Origin of the sequence: Granulicatella adiacens ATCC 49175, from assembly GCF_025150565.1 — a bacterium.
GTDB lineage: Bacteria > Bacillota > Bacilli > Lactobacillales > Aerococcaceae > Granulicatella > Granulicatella adiacens.
Window position 1 is genome coordinate 252,126 of the sequence record NZ_CP102283.1, and the last position, 20,081, is coordinate 272,206.

Consider the following 20,081-nt stretch of genomic DNA (forward strand, 5'->3'; position numbering starts at 1 on the left):
CCGGTGTCAAAAAGTGAATATCTATTAGGTCAGAAAATATGGAGGTCATTATGAAACGTTTAGACGGCAAAAAAGTATTTGGAATTCGTAAGTTAAAAGTTGGAGTTTGTTCTATTTTGTTAGCGGTTTCTTTTGTGGGTACGAAAAATGTATTAGCAGAGGAAGTAGCTACTTCGACTCAGCCAACTACAGAAGAAAACAAACTAGTAACAACGGAGGCATCTCCTGGAAAAGGTCAAGAGGGTGAGAAAGAGGCAAAAGAAACTCCTGCTCAAAAGGACAGCCAATTAGAAACTACGGTAGAAGATGCAATTCCAAAAGAAAATGTAGAAACTCCTAAGAAGGCTGATGCCGGTGAAAAAGTAGAAAAAGTAAATAATGATGCAAGTAACGAAAAGTTAAATGTACCAGCTAACGCTCTTCGTTCTGTATCGGAAAGAAGTGCGAATGGGGTAGAAGCTGATCAACCTACAACTGATACTTTAAATGTAAAAGATTTCGGTGCAGTTGGGGATGGAGTTACGGATGATCATGATGCTATGCAGGCAGCTATCGATGCTGCATCTCAAGGACTAGGTGGAGGAAAATTATATTTCCCTCAAGGAACGTATCTTGTAAAGAAAATGGTCCAATTAAAGAGTAATATCGATATTCGCTTGCATGATGATGCAACGATTGTTAACGGAATTAATTTCCAAGGACGTCCTTCAATCGTATTTATGACGGGTCCTTTCATTAATGGAGGAGATAAGATTTTCTGGGAGCCAACAGAAAATATTAGTTTTACGGGTGGTACGATTGATATGAATGGTGCTTTGAATGAAGAAGGCACTAAACCAAAGAATTTACCGTTTATTAATTCTTCTGGTGGTTTTGCGATTGGGAATAGCTCAAATGTTACTATCCGCAATGTAACGTTTAAAGATAGTTATCAAGGGCATGCCATTCAAATTGCGGGGTCTAAAAATGTAATGGTGGATCAATCTCGTTTCTTAGGTCAAGCATTACCTAAAACGATTAAAGATAATGCGATGATTACAAAAGAGTCGATTCAAATCGAACCGATGACAAGAAAAGGATTCCCGTACGCATTAAACGAAACTGGTGTGAAGTCAGAAAATGTAACCATTCAAAATTCATACTTTGGAAAGAGTGACAAGTCTGGTGAATTGGTAACTGCAATTGGTACGCATTATCAAGCTGTTACTACTCAAAATCCTTCGAATATTAAGATTTTGAACAATCATTTCGACAACTTAGTTTATTCAGGGATACGATTTACTGGATTCACAGATATTGTGATTAAAGATAATGTATTTGATAAAAAGACAAAGGAAGAAAGTGTTCGATACAGAGAAGAGGGTGGAGCGCTTGTAAATGCCTTTAGTTACAAAAATACAGAAGATGTTCTGGACTTAAATAAGAAAGTAGTAATTACAAATAATCGATTCAATATTAAAGACCCTAAAACACAAGCAATCCGAGTAGCCAGAGATAGTGAAGAGTACTTAGGAAAAGTAAAAGATATTGAAGTAACAAACAATATTATTAATAATCAAGCTCAAGATTCTGAAGTTCCTTCAATTGAACTTCTCCGCATTAGTGATGGATTAACTGTTTCAGGCAACGTTATTAATGGCGGAAAAGATGGGATTGTCATCAATAACTCTACAGGCAGCATTACAGCAATCGATAATTCTTTTTCAAACTTAACAGGAAACTCCATTTTATTGCTAAATTCTGGAGATAGTGGAAATATTTCCGTAGTAGCTTTAGGGCTTGGACATGCTGATATTCATACAGAAAATAGGAACTATCATGTGATTGCAAGAAATAAAAATGGGTATTATTATCTTGCAACCTACTCCGATGATCAATTAGCTAATTTAATTGACAAAATTGGAGAGGTGTTCGTTCCAATCGCGCGAGGAGAACGTTTTGAAAGATATCTACAGTTTGAGTTCCGTAAGGTTTCTGAAGAAGTCAAGAAATCCGACACCCCAGCAAAAGAAGCACTCGTTCAAGCTGAAGCAAACAGAAATCAAAAAGAATTACCACAAACAGGAACGAATAGTTACTTAGGTGCTATTGCTTCCCTTGTTGGATTAGGAGTTTTTTTTGGAGTCGGAGGAGTGAAGAAACGTCATGAAAATTAAAAGCATTTGTTCTATTCAAGGTACGGCGGTTGAAAACGAAGATGCGCTTGGTAGTTTTGGAAATTTCTTTTGGGTGATTGATGGAGCCACAGATTTATATAATGCAAAAAAATCGATTGGATATTCGGTTTCTGAAGTAACGCATTTATTGTCTAAGGTGATTGCAAAACATTGTGCAGAATCAAAAACGTTAAAAGAAATTTTTTCTGAAAGTATTAAGGAGGTCCGTTCGATTATAGGGTTAGATGATTCTAACCATGAAGAATATTGTAAACTGCCGACGTTTGCCTTTGTTTTTGCAAAATTAACAAAAACAAAACTGGAATACATGATTCTTGGAGATTGTGTCATGCTCGTAAATGACCAAGAGGTAACCGACCATCGTGTGGATCGTTTGTTTGATTTAGGAAAAAACGAAATTGCACTTTCGAGTAAGGAAGGCCCCGAAAGAAAAATAATCTTACAAAAAATTAGAGAACTGGCCAATACGTCAAATGGATATTGGATTGGATCGCTAGATGAATCTTGTGTGGAACATGCTATTTATGGGAGTACAGAAGTGACTAGTCCTCTAATTGTATTAATGAGTGATGGTTTTTATGAGTTCTATTCTCAACATCCAGAGAATAAATTGGATGATCTAATTGTAATGAGAAAACAATCACAGGAGGTCGATCCTATTTATGGAAAGAAAGATGATGCAAGTATACTAATCGTTGATCTTTTAACGGATTGAAGCCCTGAAAAGAAGGAAATAATTGAATAGTCAAGTAGATTAAGAGGAGAAAATGATGCAAACAGTAATCAATAATTTTGTTGAACAAGTAATTCAATCTGGGTTGTATAAACCTATGGATTACTCATATGTAAAGAATAGAGTACTTGCTCTAGTCGGAGAGGAAGGAGCTAATACACCTACAAGTGAAACAGATATAAAAAAATTAAAAGATATGCTCGTTGAATTAGCTGAAACGAATGGAAAAGTAGGATCCTTGGCAGAAGAAAAAGACTGTTTAGGTGCAGAGTTAATGAACTTTATTACTCCAATCCCAAGTGTCATTAATGAAAAATTCTGGAGTACTTATCAAGAATCACCTGAAAAGGCTGTAAATGATTTTTATCAACTAAGTAAAGATAATGACTATATCAAACTTTCAGCAATTGCTAAAAATATTGCGTTCCGTGCAGAAACAAAATATGGGTCTCTAGAGATTACAATTAACCTCTCTAAACCAGAAAAAGACCCTAAAGCAATTGCTGCTGAAAAATTAATGAAAGCTTCAAATTATCCAAAATGTCTTTTATGTATGGAAAATGAAGGGTATCAAGGAAGAGTCAATTATCCAGCTCGTGCGAATCATAGAATTGTCCGAATGAAACTGGGCAATGAAGAGTGGGGACTACAATATTCACCATATTCATATTTTAATGAACATGCCATTTTTCTAAATACAAAGCATATTCCAATGGCGATTACGCCTAAAACATTTGAACAGCTATTAGAAATTGTAGATATTATTCCGGGTTATTTTGCAGGATCAAACGCAGACCTCCCTATTGCAGGTGGCTCTATTTTAAGTCACAACCATTATCAAGGTGGAAAATACGTTTTCCCAATGGAAGTAGCAGAATGTGAAACAACCTTCATATTTTCAGGGTTCGAAGATATTCAGGCTGGTATTGTGAAATGGCCAATGTCTGTTCTTCGATTACGTGGTACGAATAAACAAAGAATAGTGGAATTAGCTTCGAAGATTTTAAAATCATGGCAAGGGTATACCGATTTAGAGGCAGATATTATTGCTACAACTGGAGAAATTCCGCACCATACAATCACTCCGATTGCTCGTGTAGTGGATGGTCAATTTGAAATGGATCTTGTTTTGAGAGATAATCACACATCAGAGTTATATCCAGATGGCGTATATCATCCTCATAAAGATGTTCAGCATATTAAAAAGGAAAATATCGGGTTAATTGAAGTGATGGGACTTGCTATTTTACCACCTCGTTTGAAGACAGAGTTAGAGGAAGTTGAGAAATACCTTCTAGGCAAAGATAACACAATTGAGGATTATCATTTAGAATGGGCAGACCAATTAAAAGAAAAATACCCTAACGTTAAAGAAGAAGAGGTTAATAGCGTAGTTCAACACGAAGTAGGACAAGTGTTTGCGAGAGTTCTCGAAGATGCTGGCGTTTATAAGAATACTCCATTTGGACACGAAGCATTTATGAGATTTGTTAAGTCGGTTGGAATTAATTAGGAGGAACCCCAAATGGCAATATTAGTGACAGGCGGAGCTGGTTATATTGGTAGCCATACCGTAGTAGAATTATTAAATTTAGGGAAGGAAGTCGTAATTGTCGATAACCTTTCGAACTCTAGCATCTTGGTATTAGATCGGATTGAAGTAATTACAGGGAAACGTCCTGCGTTTTACGAATTAGATGTTTGTGATAAACAAGGATTGAGAAAAGTTTTTGAACAAGAATCTATTGAGGCTGCAATTCATTTTGCAGGATACAAAGCTGTCGGCGAATCCGTACAAAAGCCTGTGATGTACTACGAAAATAATATTATGAGCACATTAGCTCTTGTTGAAGTGATGTCAGAGTTTAAAGTTAAGAAGATTGTATTTTCATCGAGTGCGACTGTATACGGCATTCACAATCAATCACCCCTCATTGAGACAATGCCGACAAGTGCAACAAATCCTTATGGGTACACCAAAGTGATGCTTGAACAAATTTTAAAAGATGTTCATGTAGCAGATTCAGAGTGGAGTATTGCATTGCTTCGTTATTTCAATCCGATTGGGGCTCACGAGTCTGGGTTGATTGGTGAAAACCCTTCAGGAATTCCTAACAACTTGATGCCTTTTATTGCACAAGTAGCGGTAGGTAAGCGACCAGAGCTAAGTGTTTTTGGAGATGATTATGATACGGTAGATGGTACTGGCGTTCGAGATTATATCCATGTCGTGGATTTAGCGAGTGGCCACATAAAAGCGTTAGAAAAAGTATCTGAAAAAACAGATGTTTATATTTATAACCTTGGTTCAGGAGAAGGCACTAGTGTATTACAACTTGTAAATACATTTGAAAGTGTTAATAGGGTTCCAATTCCTTATAAAATTGTTCCAAGACGATCAGGAGACGTTGCGACTTGTTATGCAAATGCAGACAAAGCTTATAAGGAATTAAATTGGAAGACAACGAAATCAGTTGAAGACATGTGTAGAGATACATGGAATTGGCAATCGAAAAATCCAAACGGATATCAATAGTATAATTCTGATTTGTAATAGTAAAAAGACAGTAAAAACAGGAATAAAAAAAATTTATGAAAACGGTTGACAAGAAAACGATTACACCATATAATGAAGTTACCGTTTGACACCGGTGTCAAAAACAAAAGAAGGAAGAATAACATGAAAAATCTTACAAAAATAAAGTTTAAAGAAAATGGAGAGTTTAATCATTTTCCAGGAAATACGGTAGTTGCAAACCTCTATACAAAGCCAGACTTAATGGAAGTAGTAGATATTATTCAGGCTCGCTATAGAGAATTACCTTTTATTGATAAGTTTACTCTCACCCCTAGAGATTCTATTCATATGACTGTAATTGAATTGCTTTGTCATGAAAATCGTGAGACTGAATTTTGGAGTAGCCATCTACCATTGGATACTCCTTTACAAGAAATCCATGATTACTTTGCAAAACAACTAGAAATTTTCCCATTGCTAAACGAAGAGATTCATATGCGTGTGACTGAAATGGGGAATCAAAACATTTTAGTTGAACCAGCAGATGAAAAATCCGCTAAACGATTAGAAGAAATTAGAACTTATGTTTCTGAAAAAGCAGGTGTTCGTTTCCCTAATCATGATCGTTACCAATTCCATATCTCAATTGGATATCTTCGAGTTCCATTAACTGAAGAAGAAAATGAAGAGTTTACTAAAGTGAAAAAGGAATTAACAAAAGTTTTACTTGAAAAAGTTCCTGTCATTACTGTAAATCGTATCGATTATACTGTGTTTGAAGATATGAGACGTTTTGTTCCATATTGCGAAAAGTTTGGAAAATAAAAATTACAAATAAAAACAAAAAGGAGATTTCAACATGAAAAAATCGAAATTTTTAAAAACTTTACTAGCTGCAGGGCTTGCAGTTACAACATTAGCTGCATGCTCAGGAGGAGCAAATAGTTCATCAAACGCTACAACAACTGCACCTCAAGCACAATCAGAAGAAAAAGCGGATAAGAGTCAAGAATTAGTAATTTATTCTAACTCTGTTTCAAATGGGCGTGGAGATTGGCTAACTGCTAAAGCAAAAGAAGCTGGATTCAACATCCGTATGGTGGATATTGCAGGAGCTCAATTAGCAGACCGTGTTATTGCTGAAAAAAATAATTCAGTAGCAGATATGATATTTGGTATTGGTGCGGTAGACTCAAACAAACTTCGTGACGCAAATCTTTTAACACAATTCAAACCAGATTGGATTGATAAGATTGATGCATCATTAGCAGATAAAAATGGATACTATAACCCAGTTATCGTTCAACCTTTAGTGTTGATTGGAAATCCAGAAGCTAAAGAAATGCCTAAAGACTGGACTGAATTAGCAGAAAAATATAAAGGTCAATACTCTATCTATGGATTAACAGGAGGAACAGGACGTGCGATTTACGCAAGTATCTTAGTTCGTTACCTTGATGAAAAAGGAGATTTAGGCGTATCAGAAAAAGGATGGGAAGTTGCAAAAGAATATTTTGCAAATGCCTATACTCTTCAAAAAGGTGAAAGCTCAGTTGTTAAAGTGTTAGATAAAGAAAGCCCAATCCAATACGGTATGATGTGGGGTTCTGGAGCGTTAGTCGGACAAAAAGAACAAAATGTTGAATTCAAAGTAATGTCACCTGAAATCGGGGTTCCATTCGTAACTGAACAAACAATGATTCTTAACACAAGTAAGAAACAAGCATTAGCAAAAGAATTCATCAACTGGTTCGGTCAAGCTGAAATTCAAGCAGAATACAGCCAAAAATTTGGTTCTATTCCAGCGAATAAAGATGCTGTAAAAGAATTACCAGAAGCAACGAAGAAATTTGTTAATCAACTTAAACCACAAGATATTAACTGGGAAGTTGTTGGTAAATATTTAGACCAATGGGTTGAAAAAGCGGAATTAGAATACGTTAAATAATATTAAATGTTGAATTAATCAATAAGAGTCTCGCTAGGATTCTACTCTATTCCATAGAATGAGTCTTCGCGAGACTTTTTAAGATAACACAAAGGAGTAAACGATATGATTAAATTTGATAATATTCAAATTAAATACGGTGATTTTATTGCGATTGACAATTTGAATTTAGAAATTAACGAAGGGGAGTTCTTTACATTCTTAGGGCCTTCTGGATGCGGAAAGTCAACAACTTTACGTGCATTAGTTGGATTTTTAGATCCATCGGCAGGTCGCATTGAAGTAAATGGTAAGGATGTTACTAAATTAGAACCTGAAAAACGTGGAATTGGAATTGTGTTCCAATCTTATGCATTATTCCCAACAATGACGGTTTTTGATAATATTGCGTTTGGTTTGAAAGTGAAGAAAGTTGCTCCAGATGTGATTAAAGCAAAAGTTGCAGCGGTAGCAGCAAAAATTAAAATTTCTGACCAACAATTAAAACGTAATGTATCAGAATTATCAGGTGGACAACAACAACGTGTGGCACTAGCTCGTGCGTTAGTATTAGAACCAAAAATTCTCTGTCTTGATGAACCACTTTCTAACTTGGATGCTAAATTACGTGTAGACTTAAGAAAAGAATTGAAACGTCTACAAAAAGATTTAGGAATTACAACATTGTACGTTACTCACGACCAAGAAGAAGCATTGACTTTGTCAGATAGAATTGCTGTATTTAACAATGGATTCATTGAACAAGTGGGAACGCCTCCTGAAATTTACCATCAATCTAAAACAGAATTTGTTTGTGACTTTATCGGAGATATTAATGTCCTTTCTGAAGAAACAGTTCATGAGATTTTAGAAAATAATCCAAACGTTCCTTTAGAAGATAAAAAAGGATATATTCGCTTAGAAAAAATTCGTTTCAAACGTGAAACGGAAAGAGATATTGTTCTTAATGGAACAATCGTTGATACAGAATTTTCTGGTGTTACGGTTCGATATACTGTTAAAGTGTCTGAACATCAAGTTTTAAACGTAACACGGATTGATAGTCAATTTGCAATTAAATCTGTAGGGGAAAATGTGGAACTTTATATTACACCTTCAGATGTTGTGCAATATTAAGGAGGTACAACATGCGTCATAAGTTAAATTGGAAAGATTGGCTCATTCGTATAGGGCTTATCTGGTTCCTCGTAACGTTTATTATTTATCCAAACTTTGATTTGGTTGTGAATGTATTTGTCAAAGATGGACAATTCTCGCTAGATGCTGTCAATCGTGTACTTAAATCACCACGTGCAATTCAAAGTATTATGAACAGTTTTAAGCTAGCATTCTCGTTAATTATTACAGTTAACGTAGTCGGCCTTCTTTGTGTATTGTTTACAGAATACTTTGATATCAAAGGGGCTAAGATTTTAAAACTTGGATACATGACATCTTTAATTTATGGTGGTGTGGTTCTAGCTACAGGGTATAAATTCGTATACGGCCCTTATGGAATGATTACAAGAATTCTACAAAACTTCCTACCCAACCTTGATCCAAACTGGTTCGTAGGATATGGTGCTGTATTGTTCATTATGACCTTCTCAGGTACAGCAAACCATACATTATTCTTAACAAATACCATTCGTGGTGTCGATTATCACACTATTGAAGCAGCGCGTAATATGGGGGCAAAACCATTTACAGTATTCAGAAAAATCGTTTTACCAACATTAACGCCAACATTATTTGCCTTAACAATTATGATTTTCTTAAGTGGGTTATCAGCAGTTGCAGCTCCAATGATTGTAGGGGGTAAACAATTCCAAACAATTAACCCGATGATTATCACTTTTGCAGGGATGGGCAACTCTCGTGACCTTGCTGCATTACTTGCGATTGTCCTTGGGATTGCGACAACAATCTTATTAAGTATCATGAATAAGATAGAAAAAGGCGGAAATTATATCTCAATTTCTAAAACAAAGGCGCCTTTGAAAAAACAAAAAATCACTTCAAAACCATGGAATATTATTGCTCATATCGTGGCATACGCTTTATTCGTAGTGTTCATGTTACCTTTGATTTTCATTGTCTTGTATTCGTTCACTGATCCAGTGGCGATTCAAACAGGTAACTTGTCATTAGCTAACTTTACTCTAGAAAACTATCACCAATTCTTTAGTAATAGTGTTGCGTTCTCACCATTCTTAGTCAGCTTTGTATATGCTATTCTTGCTGCTATCACTGCGACAGTTCTTGCCGTTGTATTTGCACGTGTGGTTCGTAAACATAAAGCTCGCTTTGACTCATTCTTTGAATATGGTGCGTTATTACCATGGCTATTACCAAGTACTTTATTAGCAATCAGTTTACTATTTACATTTAACCAACCACAACCACTTGTATTTAATCAAATTCTTGTGGGAACATTTGTAATCTTACTAATTGCCTATATTATTGTAAAAATTCCATTCTCTTATCGTATGGTTCGTGCTATTTTGTTTAGCGTTGATGACGAGATGGAAGATGCAGCTCGTAGTATGGGGGCATCATCATTCTATACGATGATGAAGGTTATTATTCCGTTTATTTTACCGGTAGTACTTTCAGTTATTGCTCTTAACTTTAACTCTTTATTAACAGACTTCGACTTATCTGTATTCTTATATCATCCTTTAGCTCAACCTTTAGGTATTACTATTCGTTCTGCTGGGGATGAAACAGCAACATCAAATGCTCAAGCACTTGTCTTTGTATATACAATCGTATTGATGATTATTTCTTCAGCAGTACTTTATTTCACACAAAGACGAGGAAAGACAACTAGAAAATAATTATGGTTACATCAGGTATTGAATTAACGAATACAGATATTTTTATCCGAATTGCATTATCTTTAGTTGCGGGAATAGTTATTGGTATGGAACGAGGCGGTAAGTCGCAACCTGCGGGAATTAGAACTCATAGTGTCGTATGTGTTGCCGCATGTTTAATTATGATGACAAATGAATTTGTTTCGTATAAGTTTGGGGCAGGAGATCCGACCAGATTAGGAGCGCAGGTTGTTTCGGGAGTCGGTTTTCTAGGTGCTGGGACAATCCTTGTCACAGAAAAAAAGAAAGTTACAGGTTTAACGACCGCGGCAGGTATTTGGGGGTCTGCAGGGATTGGACTAGCTATTGGAGTCGGATTTTATCAGGGAGCGGTTTTAGCAGCCATCTCTATTTGGGGTGTGATATCCATGTTCCAACCGTTAAAGATGTATTTACAGAAAAGGTCTAAAGTAATGGAACTCTATATAGTAGTGAATTCTACGGAAGCATATAATCGAGTATTGGTTTATTGTGCAGAAAATCGTATTCGAATTACTGACTCAAGGACTGCGTTTGGGGAAGCAAATCAAAGTCGAATACAGTATTTTGATGTACCAGAAAAGAAAATTGCTTCTTTTGTAACGTTAGAATTAGCTGGAAGTTTTGAACATCTTCGCCTTATGGAAGAAATTTCTAATATTGCAGGTGTCATTTACGTTGAAGAGATTAGTGAATAACGGATGAAAGAGCAAGGACTCCTTGCTCTTTTTTAGATGAATAAGTATTCGCTAAAGAGATGTCGAATGCCAATTTCCTAGTATAGGATGGATAGAGGAGTTATTATGGGATGAAAGTATGTAAGATAAATTTTGATAATGGAGGCATTCGATATTATAATAGAAAATGCCTAGAAAAAGAATGTCATATTTATACATTTCATGAGTTATGCGAATGGGTATGGGCATTTCATCTTCCAATGGATCAAATAATAAAAAAAGTAATTTTCAAAGAAATGCTAGTACCAATTTTAGAAAGTTACATCGATCAAATAGATCAAGAACTAAAAGAAATGAATTGTCTCACGGAATTATATTTGATAGAATTATGCGGTATTCCAATATCTTACACGTTTATTCAAACGATGATCATCAGATATTTTGAATTGCTTGGATATAAAAGTGAACTCTTAAGATTTCGAGTGAACAGAATGCATCAATAATGACAATTAGTATAGTTATCGGAAAAATAAATTTATAAGGAGTAAGGATGGAAAAGTTTAAGAGAAAGGCTACTATTTATGATATTGCGCGCATTTCAGGGGTCTCTCCTAAGACTGTTTCCCGTGTTATCAATGGTGGTGATGGAGTTAGATCAGAAACTTACCAGTCTGTGATGAAGGTAATTGATGAACTGTCTTATATTCCAAATGCGTATGCACAAAATCTGACTAAGAAAGAAACAACGAATATTCTCATTTCAGTCAAGAAGATGGAGTCCTTCCCATTAATCTGGTTCCAGACACTATTGGATAAGGTTTTACAAACTTGTAAAGAAATGGGAGTCAATGCAATCGTCGAGTATTTTGGTGAAGGGGATTCAATTAAGGATTCTATTATTTCAAGTACTGGAAGTTTAGTCGATGGAGTTATTGTCTTTTATGAAGGTAAAGATGATAGTAGAATTCAATATTTAAAGAAAAATAATATGCCTTTTATTGTGTTTGGGAAATCACAGACAGAAGGTGTTATTTATGTTTCGAATAATGATTTTCAAGCAATGTACGATTTGATGGGAGCCGTTGCTGATAAAGGGCTTTGTGACATGTGGCTACTAATGGGTGGAGAGTCACTTGTCAATAAAGATCGTGAGAAGGGTGCTCGTACTTTTGTAAAAGAGAAAAAGTATGAAATTGCTTTAGAAGTTGTTTATGGATTAGCTACGATTGAATCTGTGTATCATTATGCGATCGATAACTTAACAGGTACGAATATACCGGATATTATATTTGTCTCTGGGGATGAAAAAGTCCAAGGGATTATTCGTGCGTGTTACGAAAAAGGAATCTCGATTCCTGACCAATTAGCTATTGTAGGGTTTGACAACATTCCAATAGCACAATATTATACACCTGCATTATCAACCATTTCTCCAGATTATAGTCAGTTAGCAAAAGAAATGATTGATGGAGTTCTTGCGATTATCAATGGAGATAAAAGAAAATCTGTAGAGGTTTCTACAACTCTTGTCAGACGACAATCGTTTTAAGCAGAGCACGGTGCAAATAATACCAATGTCTTAAAATGGAAGTAAGCTTTTAGAGTTTATTTCCATTTTTTGTTTCCTGATTTCAGTTTATTTGCTAGAAGGAAAGACAGCAGTATGATGAACTGTAACATCTCACATTGCGCGAAGGTTGCATGAGTGTTATAATAGGCACTGTTTTTTATATATTTATTTATATGAAATGGACTATTTTTTGAAAAGTTTCATGAAATGAAATAATTTACATATAAAGGAGGAAATTATGTCTACACATAAAAAAGTATCACTTTCAGAAGTGAATCAATCGATAGAAACTCCTAATAATAATCATTTTTTGCAAAACTTATTTGCCTTCTTAGGACCAGGTGCTCTTGTAGCGGTAGGGTACATGGATCCAGGAAACTGGATAACGAGTGTGGTTGGAGGAGCTTCTTATAAATACACATTGCTCTTTGTTATTCTTGTTTCGTCATTAATTGCGATGCAGTTGCAACAAATGTCTGGGAAACTAGGAATTGTGACACGAATGGACTTAGCGCAAGCGACGGCTCATCATGCACCTAAATGGTTGCGTCATATTTTATGGGTGATTGTCGAGTTAGCGCTGATGGCCACTGATTTAGCGGAAGTGCTAGGGTCGGCCATTGCACTGAACCTCTTGTTTGGCATTCCAATTATGGGAGCCATCTTTATTACCGTTCTAGACGTATTTTTATTGTTAGGAATTATGAAGATGGGATTCAAGAAAATCGAAGCGATTGTATCGACCTTGATTTTTACGATTCTTTTGATTTTCGTGTATCTTGTAGCGTTAGCAGACCCAAGTATCTCTGGAATTTTCCAAGGATTCTTACCGACAGCGCAGTTGTTTGATAAGACAGCTCCAGGGCACGAGAGTATATTAACATTAGCGCTCGGGATTGTTGGGGCAACGGTCATGCCACATAACTTATACTTGCATTCGTCACTGTCTCAAACAAGAAAAGTCGATTACAATGATCCAAACGATATTCGTAAAGCGGTTCGTTTTATGACATGGGATTCGAACATTCAGTTAAGTTTAGCATTCATTGTGAACTCGCTGTTATTGATTTTAGGAGCCGCATTGTTCTTCGGCCATGCTTCTGAAATCTCAGCCTTCTCGCAAATGTACAATGCGTTGCAAGATTCAAAAATTGCTGGGGCAGTCGCAAGTTCCACTCTTTCGACTCTGTTTGCGGTCGCTCTGTTAGCTAGTGGTCAAAATTCAACCATTACGGGAACGTTGACTGGACAAATCGTGATGGAAGGCTTCTTGCATATGAAATTACCACAATGGATTATCCGACTCGTAACACGATTGTTTGCGTTGTTACCTGTGATTGTAGTGGCAATCCTCTTTGGGGCACAGGAAAAAACATTGGACCAACTCTTGGTCTATTCACAAGTATTCTTATCAGTGGCGTTACCATTTTCAATCTTCCCGTTGATTTACTTCACTTCAAAGAAATCACTCATGGGAGAATTCACCAACGCCAAATGGAATACTTTCCTTGGATACGCGGTAGCAATTATCCTAACCATCCTAAACTTTAAGTTAATTATTGATTTATTCTAAAACGAAACGGGCATCTTCGGGTGCTCGTTTTTTGTTTGGAAGGCTTTCAATATAAAGCTTCCTCAAATACATAGATGTAGGTGAAAATTTTCATAGGAAAACTCCTAATCTTCACAGAAGTTTTGTTGTATTTTTCAAGAGAATAGGATAGATTATAAGTGAGAAGAATGGAACCGCATTCAAAAGACAATGCAGTTTCTATACAGAAAAGAAGCATGGAGAAATCATCCAAAGAACAATGGCACATAAAAAATCGTTGAACCTTAAGACATAAGATGTAGAGGAGAAAATATTGGTCCAAAGCAAAGGGATATAGTTGTCATCCTTAAGAAGAGAGAATGGAGACATTAGGATGAAAAAGAGTCTTATTTTGCTGCTATGTATGAATGTGTTGCTATTATCGTCTTGCAAGTCTCCTAGTGAACAAAACAAGACAACGACCTTGGATACTTCTATAGAAACCTCAACTACAAAGCAAGTGACAGAGCAATCGCAAACGAGTGAAACAACGACTGCCGTGCCAGTGACTACCCAAGAAACACAAAACGAAACCACAACCGAGTCTGTGGCCCCAACGCCTCAACGACGTAAGAAGATTTTAGCCGTTACTCCGCAAATTCAAGAAGAATGGTATTTCTGCGCTCCAGCAACGGTGAGTATGATTCTTTCCACTCAGGGGAAATTCGTTTCTCAGCGACAACTGGCACAGGAGATGGGAACTTATGTACCTTTTGGAACGCATAATAAAGACGCCATTCGTGTGTTGAATCAGTATTTATTTGGCTATTCGGTGCCTAAGGAAGGACAGGCCGGATATCGCCTAGCTTCTGTCACGAATGCAAGTCCAAATTCTGAAGAGATGAGACTATTCAAGGAGCGTATTCGCAAAAATATTGATGATGGCTATCCAATGTATTACACTTTTACCCTTTCCAAAATTTATCCTGGAAAAAATGGGGAGCATAATGTGATTGGAATTGGATATGAATTGACCCCAGACGGGAAGGATATTTCAGCGATTTATTATTTAGATTCCATGACACATGAACAAGATCCTGTCTATGGCGGTTTAAAAAAGGTGACGCCAGAAGAGCTGCTGGAAGCAATGGCGGCTTGCGAGGAACCTAATTATGCTTGGTAAGAGAATGATGAAATAAAAATAGGATTAGAAGGAAAGTGAGAGGAAACATCAATGAAAAATTTTTCTAGAACAATAAAAATAGGTTTATGTGCGGCAACGCTAGTGACATTAGCTGGATGTGCACAGACATTAGTAAGATCCGAGTCGAAAAGTGTGACGGAAACAACTGCTCCATCGACAACTGTCGCAAGCACAAAGCAGGAAACGCCGCAATGGGTGGCATCGTATACGAATCTGTCGAACCAGAGCAGTATGGATGAAGTGAAGGCGTTACTCTCTGCTTACATCGATAAAGAGAGTGTAGAATCGTTCTTAAAATTGGTGAATGAGTACAATGAAATTGTCGGTGAGACGGGCCTGCAAGGAGATTTTGCGTCTTTCACCAAAACAGAGTATGATGTAGAGAAAATCAGTAATCTCTGGAATGCGAAGATGGGTGATTTTGTCGGAACGAACTGCCGCATTAATACTTATGCATTATTGAAAAATAGCATTGAGATTCCTCCGATTGAAAAAGATGATACGCTCCTTTTCATTGATAATGACGCCATTGACAAAGGGAAGTTATTTAGCTTTGAGGATAAAGAGGCGTTAAATCGATTATTCTCGAGAGTAAAAACAGAAGCAACAACTGATGTAAAAGTACATGCTGCAAAAATGGAGCAATTCCTCTCTCAGTTCAAATTTAATGAGAATGCACGAATGCTTTCCGTAGTGATTCATGATAATCTGGATGGCGAGTCTCTCTTTATTGGCCATGTCGGTGTATTAGTGCCAACGAGTGACGGTTTCCTTTTCGTTGAGAAGTTAACGTTTGAGGAGCCGTATCAAGCGATTAAATTTGCTTCCAAAGAAGATGTTTACAAGTATCTTTCAACGAAATATCAAGACTATACTGGGGAAGACTTAGCAAAACCATTCATTATGGATAACAATAAATGGGTAGAAATGAAGTAAAAATAAGTTATTCGTCTTGGCATAGAATCTGGAAGTAACGAGGGAGGGTGAAAGGATGGCTTCTAGCAAGGAATACTTAGCCTATATTTTAGAACAATTATCAGAATTAGAGGATATCCGCTATCGCGCAATGATGGGGGAATATATTTTGTATTACCGGGAAAAGGTTGTCGGTGGAATTTATGATGATCGATTCCTAATCAAAAATGTGAAATCTGCAAGAGAACGCATGCTTGACGCTTCATTGGAACGTCCATATGATGGGGCAAAAGAAATGCTTCTGGTGGAAAATGTAGAAGATAAGGAGTTCTTAACAGATTTGTTTAAGGCTATCTATGATGAACTGCCGGCTCCCAAACCCAAGAAAAAGAAATGAAGCCTGAGAGATAGGGCTCGTCTCTTTAAAAAGTTGGCTTTTGCAACACTATCCTCAACTTGAAAGCAGGCTTTGAAATTTTTCTAGAAAATGAAGAAGACCATATTAAGGTTTGTAAATGATAAAGTTTTAAAAACAGTAAATCGAAAGATTTGCTGTTTTTTTGATGCAAAATTCGACTATAAGTCGATTTTGTTGACAAAGATTCCAGGGAGGAGGTATTCTAAAACCGACCAGAAGTCGAGAAAGGAGAATGGACATGAAAAAAGGTGAAAAAAGAAAGCAAGAACTTTTAAAAATTGCCTATCAATTATTTATTGAAAAAGGCTACGAGAACACAAGCGTTGACGAAATTATTGCAACAGCGGGAATTGCTAAAGGAACCTACTATTATTATTTTCCAAGTAAAGAGGCGACACTTGAAGCGGTAATTGAACTCATGATTCATGAAGAAGTACAAAGAGCGAAAGAAGTATTACAAAGCTCTTTACCTGTTTCACAAAAATTTATTGCGGTGATTGCAGCCTTTCGCCCTACTGAAAATGAAGCGGGAATCGCAAAAACAATTGATGCAACAGAAAACCTCCTCATGCATAATCGAGTAAATCAACGGATTACCAAAGAAGCGATTCCGTTTCTTGTAGAAGTTACTAAAGAAGGCATAGAAAAGAAAGTTTTTGACTGCAATCATATTGAAGAACGCGTGAAAATGTTACTAATCTTGGGACAACAAGCTTTTGATGAAGGGAAGTACACTCATAAAGATGTAGAAGTGTATATCGATATAGCCGAGAAAACACTAGGTGCAAAACGTGGAACGATGAAGTTTATAGGAGATATTATTGCTAACCGAAAGAAGGCGTAAAAAATGGATAATAAAGAAACCTATACTTATAGACCTGTTCGTTTTTATATACTCGTATTCGCTTTAACATGGGGATTTTGGTTTTTAGCAGGAACTTTTCAAAATAAAGATTTGATGATGACATTTATGTTACTGGGGTTATTAATGCCTGCTTTGATAGCAATTACTACCGTCTTTACATCTAAAAGCAAGGTTTTAAAAGAAGATTTTATACGAAAAATCATCGGTTTTTATCGTATAAAACCAAGTGTTCTTTTGAAAGCCATTATCATTTATGGTTTGGTAATTCTAGCTTCTATTGCTACTTCCGTTTTATTTGGAGGAACTTTAAACCAACTCACTTTTACAGAAGATTTTTCGTTTTCTGTAGCAGGAACTCCCGCTCTTCTTACATTGATTCTTGCCTCTGTCATTGAAGAGGTCGGATGGAGAGGATACGGAGAAGATGCGGTTGGACAATATCATAGTTGGTTTAAAGAGTCTGTTCTGTTTGGGTTCATTTGGTCAGCTTGGCATCTTCCGTTATTTTGGGTTCCTGGAACGTATCATCATGGATTAACTGAAATGGGAGTGTTTTATGTTCTGAACTTTCTAGTAAGCGTGATGCCATTTGTTTTTATACAAACATGGGTTTATGTAAAGAATAACAGAAGTATGATAGCAACCATTATTTTTCATTTATTTGTGAATCTCATGCAAGAAAAAATTGCTATGACGCCTCAAACGAAATGTATTCAAACGATTTTTATCACGATAGCAGGAGTTCTAGTAGTTCTAATGAATCGGGAACTGTTCTTTGAAACAGAGCATGTGGGACGATTGCTCGAAAGTCAGTTTAAGGAGGCCGACGTGAATGAGTCGTAATTTTAAGAAATTTCTTCTGCTCTGGGTAGGAGAGTTTATCTCATCAATCGGAGGTGGACTCACTAGTTTTGGGCTTGGAGTCTATATTTTCAATCAAACAGGGAGCGCAGCAAGCATGGGGGTCGTCACCTTATTAGGCTTTTTACCGACATTACTTTTAGGCGTTCCAGCTGGAGTGTTAGCGGACCGATATGATCGTAGGCTTCTTATGATGATTGGGGACGGGCTCTCAGCGATTGGAGTGATTTATATTCTCGTCTCCATGTGGATGCAAGAAGTGACACTATGGCAAATTTGCATCGGAGTGATGATTAGTTCTGTATTTTCAGCACTTCTAGATCCTTCTTATAAGGCTACGATTACCGACCTTCTGACGAAAGAGGAGTTCTCTAAAGCAAGCGGACTTGTTTCTCTTGCTGGAAGTGCGAGGTATCTTTTGTCGCCGATGATTGCAGGTCTCCTTTTGTCGATTGGCGATGTTAAATGGCTTCTCATCATAGATATTTGTACTTTTTTTCTAACCGTGTTTGCCGCAGCAGTTGTAAGACGCGGGACTCCTTCAAATGTCTCACAAGAACCGCAAAATTTTTTTAAAAGTCTAAAAGATGGGTGGACAGTTGTTCGTTCTAGAAGAAGTGTGCTTGCTTTAGTATTTGCTTCTTCTTTCTTAACGCTGTTCATGGGTGTCTTTCAAATTTTAGTGGAACCTTTTGTTTTGTCTTTTTCTAACGCGCAAACTTTAGGAGTTACAGAGTCAATATGCGCGAGTGGGATGCTTGTGACTGCGGTTTTCTTGGGAGTTAAAGGAATCAAAAAAGAATACATCAAAGCATTGAAAATATCGCTTGGCTTAGCGGGATTGTTTATGGCCATTGTAGGTTTTTCATGGCAAATTGAACTCCTCTGTTTCTTTGGATTTTTATTCTTTTCTACCTTGCCTGTAGCAAATAACTGTTTAGATTACCTCATCCGTATTAATATCCCTCAAGATGTTCAAGGTCGAGCTTGGGGAATTATTGGTTTCATTTCTCAAATGGGATATGTAGTAGCCTATGCCACAGCTGGACTTGTAGCAGATACATTAGGAACTTTGACAGGGAAAGGGGTCGGTAGTGGAGCAGCAATGGGGATTATCATCTCTGGAATTCTACTGATGTTCTTTTCGATTTGGTTATTTTCTCAAAAAGATATCAAAAAAGTCGAGGACGAAGAGATGACTTCAGTATTAGGGAAATAAAAGTTATTCCTGCCTAAGTTTTTTGTTATAATGACGATATAGTTTAAAGAGATTTGAGGCGAAACAAATGAAGCCGGAAGAGTATTCTTGGAATGAGTGGGAGCGAAATCGTTATATCAATGGGGACGTGAAGGTTCCGTCTGAATATAAAATTAAAGTCACCGATATCCCCCAGAAGAGGCTGGAGTTAGAAAAGCTCCTTGAACAATTACCGCATAAAGAGATTGCGCGTTGGGCTGTTGAAAATGCCCGTAGGTTTATAGAGGATATTGAAAACTTTGCTGATAAGGAATCTATTCTAGAGGAAACTTTGAATGTATTTCAACAGCGACTTGAGGGTAAGATAAGCGCCTATCAGCTTTGTCAAGCAGGATTTTTAGCCAACACTTTATCAAAGCGGTCGAAGGCGGATATCAGTAAGTTTGCTGCCAGAGTGTACGCGCAAGCCATAGCGTCGGCTCATATGAGAGGACATGCGATGGTTTCTTCTGATTATGCAATCAAAGTCATCCAACTGAAGGATCCAAAAGATTTAGACCGAGTAAGAGTGGAAAGAGAGAGACAAATTTCATTAGCGCAAGACTTTTTAAAGAAAGTAGGATACTAAA

19 protein-coding genes are annotated in these 20,081 nt (G+C 36.8%); all 19 read left to right on the forward strand.

What is annotated here, in order from left to right; genetic code table 11:
* Positions 1–50: 50 nt before the first annotated feature.
* The gene (locus tag NQ540_RS01350) at positions 51–2,156 is read left to right on the forward strand and encodes a glycosyl hydrolase family 28-related protein (protein ID WP_039849239.1); all 2,106 of its coding nucleotides are present in this window, start codon (positions 51–53) and stop codon (positions 2,154–2,156) included.
* Positions 2,146–2,892, forward strand: coding sequence for a PP2C family serine/threonine-protein phosphatase (locus tag NQ540_RS01355; protein WP_005607608.1), 747 nt, complete (start codon positions 2,146–2,148; stop codon positions 2,890–2,892). Before NQ540_RS01350 ends, NQ540_RS01355 begins: the two co-directional genes overlap by 11 nt.
* A gap of 55 nt (positions 2,893–2,947) precedes the next feature.
* A complete protein-coding gene (gene galT, locus NQ540_RS01360; RefSeq protein ID WP_039849238.1) occupies positions 2,948–4,423 on the forward strand; it encodes a UDP-glucose--hexose-1-phosphate uridylyltransferase in 1,476 nt (491 codons plus the stop codon).
* 12 nt (positions 4,424–4,435) lie between these two features.
* Positions 4,436–5,446 carry a UDP-glucose 4-epimerase GalE gene (gene galE / locus NQ540_RS01365; RefSeq protein ID WP_005607605.1) on the forward strand — a complete coding sequence of 337 codons (1,011 nt, stop codon included), beginning with the start codon at positions 4,436–4,438 and terminating at the stop codon, positions 5,444–5,446.
* A 144-nt stretch (positions 5,447–5,590) separates the two neighbouring features.
* Entirely contained in the window at positions 5,591–6,253 is a 663-nt protein-coding gene (locus tag NQ540_RS01370; protein ID WP_039849237.1) for a DUF1868 domain-containing protein, read from the forward strand.
* A gap of 34 nt (positions 6,254–6,287) precedes the next feature.
* Positions 6,288–7,376, forward strand: coding sequence for an extracellular solute-binding protein (locus NQ540_RS01375; RefSeq protein WP_005607602.1), 1,089 nt, complete (start codon positions 6,288–6,290; stop codon positions 7,374–7,376).
* 105 nt (positions 7,377–7,481) lie between these two features.
* On the forward strand, positions 7,482–8,492 hold the full coding sequence (locus tag NQ540_RS01380; protein ID WP_005607600.1) for an ABC transporter ATP-binding protein: 1,011 nt from the start codon (positions 7,482–7,484) through the stop codon (positions 8,490–8,492).
* An 11-nt stretch (positions 8,493–8,503) separates the two neighbouring features.
* Complete coding sequence (locus NQ540_RS01385) at positions 8,504–10,195, forward strand: ABC transporter permease (RefSeq protein ID WP_005607598.1); 1,692 nt, start codon at positions 8,504–8,506, stop codon at positions 10,193–10,195.
* 2 nt (positions 10,196–10,197) lie between these two features.
* Positions 10,198–10,911, forward strand: a complete 714-nt coding sequence (locus NQ540_RS01390) for an MgtC/SapB family protein (protein WP_005607596.1) — start codon at positions 10,198–10,200, stop codon at positions 10,909–10,911.
* 110 nt (positions 10,912–11,021) lie between these two features.
* The gene (locus tag NQ540_RS01395; RefSeq protein ID WP_005607594.1) at positions 11,022–11,393 is read left to right on the forward strand and encodes a hypothetical protein; all 372 of its coding nucleotides are present in this window, start codon (positions 11,022–11,024) and stop codon (positions 11,391–11,393) included.
* 47 nt (positions 11,394–11,440) lie between these two features.
* Positions 11,441–12,439, forward strand: coding sequence for a LacI family DNA-binding transcriptional regulator (locus NQ540_RS01400; protein WP_005607593.1), 999 nt, complete (start codon positions 11,441–11,443; stop codon positions 12,437–12,439).
* Between the two features lie 259 nt (positions 12,440–12,698).
* Positions 12,699–14,033: an Nramp family divalent metal transporter gene (locus NQ540_RS01405; RefSeq protein WP_005607591.1), complete on the forward strand. Its 1,335-nt coding sequence runs from the start codon at positions 12,699–12,701 to the stop codon at positions 14,031–14,033.
* A 352-nt stretch (positions 14,034–14,385) separates the two neighbouring features.
* Positions 14,386–15,174, forward strand: a complete 789-nt coding sequence (locus NQ540_RS01410; protein ID WP_005607589.1) for a C39 family peptidase — start codon at positions 14,386–14,388, stop codon at positions 15,172–15,174.
* Positions 15,175–15,225: 51 nt separating this feature from the next.
* Positions 15,226–16,131, forward strand: coding sequence for a DUF4300 family protein (locus NQ540_RS01415; RefSeq protein WP_005607586.1), 906 nt, complete (start codon positions 15,226–15,228; stop codon positions 16,129–16,131).
* Positions 16,132–16,186: 55 nt separating this feature from the next.
* Positions 16,187–16,507 (forward strand): TfoX/Sxy family protein, encoded by a 321-nt coding sequence (locus tag NQ540_RS01420; RefSeq protein WP_005607584.1) that lies wholly within the window; start codon positions 16,187–16,189, stop codon positions 16,505–16,507.
* A 259-nt stretch (positions 16,508–16,766) separates the two neighbouring features.
* Positions 16,767–17,372, forward strand: coding sequence for a TetR/AcrR family transcriptional regulator (locus tag NQ540_RS01425; protein ID WP_005607582.1), 606 nt, complete (start codon positions 16,767–16,769; stop codon positions 17,370–17,372).
* A 3-nt stretch (positions 17,373–17,375) separates the two neighbouring features.
* Entirely contained in the window at positions 17,376–18,236 is an 861-nt protein-coding gene (locus tag NQ540_RS01430; RefSeq protein ID WP_005607580.1) for a CPBP family intramembrane glutamic endopeptidase, read from the forward strand.
* Positions 18,226–19,473, forward strand: coding sequence for an MFS transporter (locus NQ540_RS01435; RefSeq protein ID WP_005607579.1), 1,248 nt, complete (start codon positions 18,226–18,228; stop codon positions 19,471–19,473). Before NQ540_RS01430 ends, NQ540_RS01435 begins: the two co-directional genes overlap by 11 nt.
* A gap of 67 nt (positions 19,474–19,540) precedes the next feature.
* Positions 19,541–20,080, forward strand: a complete 540-nt coding sequence (locus tag NQ540_RS01440; RefSeq protein ID WP_005607577.1) for a putative immunity protein — start codon at positions 19,541–19,543, stop codon at positions 20,078–20,080.
* The last annotated feature ends 1 nt before the right edge of the window (position 20,081 follow it).